Source organism: Pseudomonas sp., from assembly GCF_049645325.1.
Lineage (GTDB): Bacteria > Pseudomonadota > Gammaproteobacteria > Pseudomonadales > Pseudomonadaceae > Aquipseudomonas.
In genome coordinates this window covers 1-4,866 of sequence record NZ_JBARTQ010000549.1, presented here as the reverse complement: position 1 = coordinate 4,866, position 4,866 = coordinate 1, and the positions used below count along the sequence as shown (strand labels likewise).

Below are 4,866 nucleotides of genomic sequence, written 5' to 3'. Positions count from 1 at the left end.
TTTCATGTGCATCGCCGCTGTAGAACGGCATGAACAGATCCGCCAGGTAACCGTAGGCCGTCAGCCAACCGGTGGCCAACAGCAAGCGGCCGAGCATGTCCAGATGGCGCTGGGTAATCAGGCTTTCGATGCACAGCGTCCAGCGCACGCCAATCGCCAGCAACGCCACCAGCGCAAACCCGGAAAACACCGCGCCAGCGACGAAATACGCCGGAAACAATGTGGAATGCCAGCCGCTCTGGGGGCCCATGGTCATCAGGAACGAGTAACCGCTGGAGACCGCAAACACCAGCGGTATTGCCAGGATCGCCAGCACCCGCGTGGTGCGTCGCCATAACGCCCAGTGCCTTTGCGAACCGCGCCAACCGAGCGCGAGCAGGCCATACAGAACTTGCCGCAGCGGCGTCCTGGCGCGGTCACGGGCGGTAGCGAAATCCGGTATGGCGCCCACCAGCAGGAATAACACCGACACCGTGAGGTACGACAGGATCGCAAACATGTCCCACGCGGTGGGGCTCTTGAATTGCGGCCACAGCCCCATTTCATTCGGGTACGGCATGGTCCAGTAGAACAGCCAGGGCCGACCCAGGTGCAGGATCGGGTACAGCGCGGCGCAGATCACTGCCATCAGCGTCATCAATTCGGCCAGGCGATTGAGGGTATGCCGCCAAGGCCGTTCGATCAGCAGCAATAACGCCGAAATAAACGTGCCGGCGTGGCCAATGCCCAACCACCAGATGTAATTGAGAATGCCGAAGCCCCACTGCACCGGCTGGTTATTGCCCCACATGCCCACGCCCTTGGCCAACAACACCGCGACCGAGCCCAGGTAGACCAGCAACAGCACGACGCCGACGCCAAACAACCAGCGCCAGGCCACACGCCGTGGGAACTGTTGCAGCGGCCCGAACACCTGGCGCGACACCTGCTGGTCACTCAGGTCTTTCGGCAAGAAATGCGCGGTGTCGTGCAGCAACGGCTCAGTGCTCATCGGCGGCGCCCTCCTCTTCGATCCGCGCCAGGTAACTGGTGCGCGGTCGCGTGCCGAGGGCTTCGAGCAGGCGGTAATGGCGTGGGTCCCGGCGTGCCTGGCTGACGGCGCTCGCCGGGTCGGCGATGTCACCAAAACGGATGGCCTGGCTGGGGCACGTTTGCTGGCAGGCGGTGACCACGCCGGAAGGGTCGAAGTCAGCGCCTTGCTGCTTGTCGTCAATTCGCGCACTGCTGATGCGCTGGATGCAGTAGGTACATTTTTCCATGACGCCTCGGGCGCGCACTGTCACCTCGGGGTTGCGCTGGGCCTGGAGTGACGGCGCCGCATCAGCGCTGTAGTCGAGCCAATTGAAGCGACGGACTTTGTACGGGCAATAGGAGGCACACGTGCGCGTGCCGATGCAGCGGTTGTAGACCATCTGATTCAAACCATCGCGACTGTGTACCGTGGCATTGACCGGGCAGCCTGTTTCGCAGGGCGCCTGTTCGCAATGCATGCACGGCAACGGCTGGAAACGTGAGCGCGGTGCCTCCAGCGGGCCCTGGTAGTAGTGATCGATGCGCAGCCAGTGCAGGCTGCGGCCTTGGGCAACCTGGTCGGCGCCGACCACGGCGATGTTGTTCTCGGCCTGGCAGGCGACGACACAGGCGTTGCAACCGGTGCACAGGTCCAGGTCAATGACCATGCCCCATTGCGGGCCGCTGTCGGCGGCCGGGCTGTAGAGCGACACCGGAATCGATTGGGTGGGCAGTTGCGGCGCATCGCGCGCGACTACGCGGATGGGCGGGTCTTCATCGCCGGGAAGGTGGTGATGGGCCTGCGTGGCGGCCAACCGATAACGCTCGCCCGTGGCACGCAGGGTCGCGCCGACGGAAAGCTGTTCGAGCGGCCTGACGGCGTAGCCGAGGTGGTTACCGACACGCCCGGCGCGGGTTCGGCCATAACCGGTGTACAGGGCGATGACCTCGTCGGCCTGCCCCGGCTCGATCCACACGGGCCCGCGCACAGTCTGGTTGGCCAGGGTTACTTCAACGCCGTCACCATTGCCAAGGCCCAACTGCTCCGCCTGGCGCGGCGAAAGCCCGATCACGTTGCTCCAGGTGAGGGTACTGATCGGCTTGGGCAGTTCCTGCAGCCATCCACAATTGGCGAAACGCCCGTCCCACACCGTCGGGTCTGGGCGGATGACCGCCTGCAGGCCGTCGATGTCGGTCAATGGGGAAGTTGCCGCTGGCGCGTCGGCGACTTCTATGGGCGGCGCAGCCGGTTCGATCCAGCCGTCCGCCAAAGCCTGGCGCCATTGAGCCTCGGGGATAGGCGCCCACGTGGCGCGGACTAATTGCAGGGCATCAACCTCGGCGGCGTTGAGCAGCATGTCGACCACCTGATGCAACGTACGGGTCGCGTACATCGGTTCGATCAGCGGCTGCACGATGCAGGCGCTGCCGTCTGCGGCGCGGGCGTCACTCCAGCCATCCAGCGCATGGTTGAGTGGCAGGTGCCAGTGGCATTCGGCAGCGCTTTCGTCGTAATAGAGCCCGGCGTGCAGGCGGAACGGCACCTGCTGCAGGTCGCGCGCGAGCTGTGAAGTCTGCAGCGGGTTGCAGTCCAGCATGACCAAGTGGGTCACGCGCCCCGCTGTCAGTTCGCGATTCAGTTGATCCAGCGAATCCCAGCGGCGTTCCTGCGCATAGCCCAGCAGGCTCGGCACCTGCCAGTCCGGATGGCCGAGACGCTGGTTCAGGTGCATGACCTGCGCCTGCAGCGCCTCGGGCGCCTGAGGGCTGACGCCGATGAACCCTCGGCCTGGATGCGCCTTGAGCGCGGCGGCGGCCGCGTCAACCCACTGCTGCTGCGCTGCCGTCAAACGCGGCGTGGCCGAAAGCGTTTCGCCCAAGGCTTGGCTCAAGGCCAGCAACAGGTCCGGCAGGCGTGATGGCGCAATCGGCAGGCGTGCCGTGGCAGCGGCGCCAGTGAGGGTCGGAATGCTTTCAGCCACGAAAGCTAATGCGGCGCCCTCGCCGGCGGCTGCCCGCCGCCTCCGCTCGGCCCAGCCGCGCTGCAACGGCGTCTGACAGGGGCCGCTGCCCAATGGGTCATATTCCAGGCACACCAGCACCTCGGCCTGTTCCAGGTGCACGCGTGCGCTCAGCGGCCGGCCGAAGGCGCGTTCGCTGCTGTGCAAGGCGGCGGTCTCGTTGAACGCTTCAGCGTGGTACAGCCGCATCTGGGGCCAGCGTTGTTGCAGTTGATCGAGCTGTCGCCCGAGGGTCGGCGAACTGCTGGCGCCGCAGGCGATGTGCAGGCCTTTGCCGTGGACGCCATCCAGCGCCTGCTGCATGCCCGACAGCCCTGCAAGTACGTGCGGCCAGCTGGTTTCGCGGCCTTTGAAGCGCGGCGCCTGGGAGCGGTCGGGGTCATAGAGTTGCAGGATCGCCGCTTGGGTGAACGCGTCACAGGTGCCGCCGGACATCGGGTGTTCGGGGTTGCCTTCCAGCTTGATCGGGCGTCCGGCGACAGTCTTGCCCAACACCGGCTGAGCGACGCCGCAAAAGAGTATGGCGGTGGCATACCAGGCGGCGACACCCGGTGTCAGTGAAACCGGCTGGTTGATCGCCGTCACGGCCTGCTTAGGGGTTTTGCCGCACGCGGCCAGCCCGGCCATGGCGAGGCTGGCGGCCATTAGTTGCAGGAAGCTGCGGCGGTCCATCAACGGCGCCGCTCCCGGAAACTCTGCGGCCATCAGCGCTTGGGTCTCGGGAGACGCCGCCAGGGCCTCAAGCCCGCGCCAATAGGCTTGGCCCTTGAGCCCGGCCAGCTGGCCGCGCAAAGCGGCAAAATCCAGTGGCGCGCTCATCGGTGGCATGTCCCGCAGTCGGTCAAACCCCTGGTATCCATAGGGTGCGCTTTCATCAGCCGTTCACCCAGCGCACGGCGATCCTCGTCGATGTGCCACTGCATGTTCGTTACCTGATCCACCGGCCGCAGGTGCGGTGCCGGGTCGCGGTGACAGGCCAGGCACTGGCCCATGTTCAGCGGCTGGGCCTTGAACATCAGCTGCATACGGTCGACCTGGCCGTGGCATTCGCTGCAGCCAACGCCAGCGTTTACATGCACGCCGTGATGGAAGTACACGTAGTCCGGCAGCTCGACCACGCGCTGCCAGTGCAAGGGCTCATGCTCGCGCAGGCTCTTGCGCAACGGCGCCAGCACGTCGGCGTTCTTCCAGACCTGGGAATGACAGCTCATGCAGGTTTCAGTCGGTGGCAGGCTGGCCATGGCCGAGGACTGCACTGCGCTGTGGCAGTAGCGACAGTCGATCTTCAACTCACCCGCATGGTGGGCATGGCTGAAGGGCAACGGCTGCTCGACCACCCAATTGCGTCCGGTGCGGTAATCGCTGCCCTCCAGGGTCAATGCCACAAGCAAGCCTCCCGAGAGGCCGACGATCAGCAGCAGCAATCCCACACGCAGCCAGGTGTCGGCCGAGCGCCTGAAAATCTGCGTCATCGCCGGATTCTCATGTCCATGTCCTTACAGCTATGGCTGCGCGGGTGCGCAGGAGTTCGTTATTTTTGTTATCGGCGCGGGCTGTCTATGGCTTCGCGCGCCCCGGCAAGACACTCGCCAGCACTTGCTTGGCAGTTTGCACAATCACCCCGGCCTCATCCGGATCGCCCTGGAGCAGCGTGGAAGCAAATTTCTTCGCCTGTTCCAGTTTGATATGCGGTGGCAGCGGCGGCACGTTGGGGTCGGTCTTGAACTCGATCAACACCGGCACGTCCGAGGCCAGGGCTTGCTCCCAGGCCGACGCGACGTCTTCTTCGCGCTCGACGAAGATACCCTTGAGCCCCAGCGAGATCGCAAACAGG

At 65.0% G+C, this 4,866-nt stretch carries 3 protein-coding genes and 1 pseudogene; all 4 read right to left on the bottom strand.

What is annotated here, in order from left to right:
* A partial coding sequence (gene nrfD, locus WBB95_RS22965) for an NrfD/PsrC family molybdoenzyme membrane anchor subunit (protein WP_424489650.1) occupies positions 1-991 on the bottom strand: 991 nt, incomplete at its 3' end.
* Positions 981-3,851: a TAT-variant-translocated molybdopterin oxidoreductase gene (locus WBB95_RS22960; RefSeq protein WP_424489649.1), complete on the bottom strand. Its 2,871-nt coding sequence runs from the start codon at positions 3,849-3,851 to the stop codon at positions 981-983. The genes nrfD and WBB95_RS22960, both read right to left, overlap by 11 nt.
* On the bottom strand, positions 3,848-4,504 hold the full coding sequence (locus WBB95_RS22955; RefSeq protein ID WP_424489648.1) for a cytochrome c3 family protein: 657 nt from the start codon (positions 4,502-4,504) through the stop codon (positions 3,848-3,850). Before WBB95_RS22955 ends, WBB95_RS22960 begins: the two co-directional genes overlap by 4 nt.
* 85 nt (positions 4,505-4,589) lie before the next feature.
* Positions 4,590-4,866, bottom strand: a pseudogene (locus WBB95_RS22950) (thiamine pyrophosphate-requiring protein); the annotation flags it as partial.

Coding starts and splice junctions, on each gene's coding strand:
- WBB95_RS22960 (WP_424489649.1), bottom strand. CDS start 3,851: ATGAGCGCGCCACTGGATTTTGCCGCTTTGCGCGGCCAGCTGGCCGGG.
- WBB95_RS22955 (WP_424489648.1), bottom strand. CDS start 4,504: ATGACGCAGATTTTCAGGCGCTCGGCCGACACCTGGCTGCGTGTGGGA.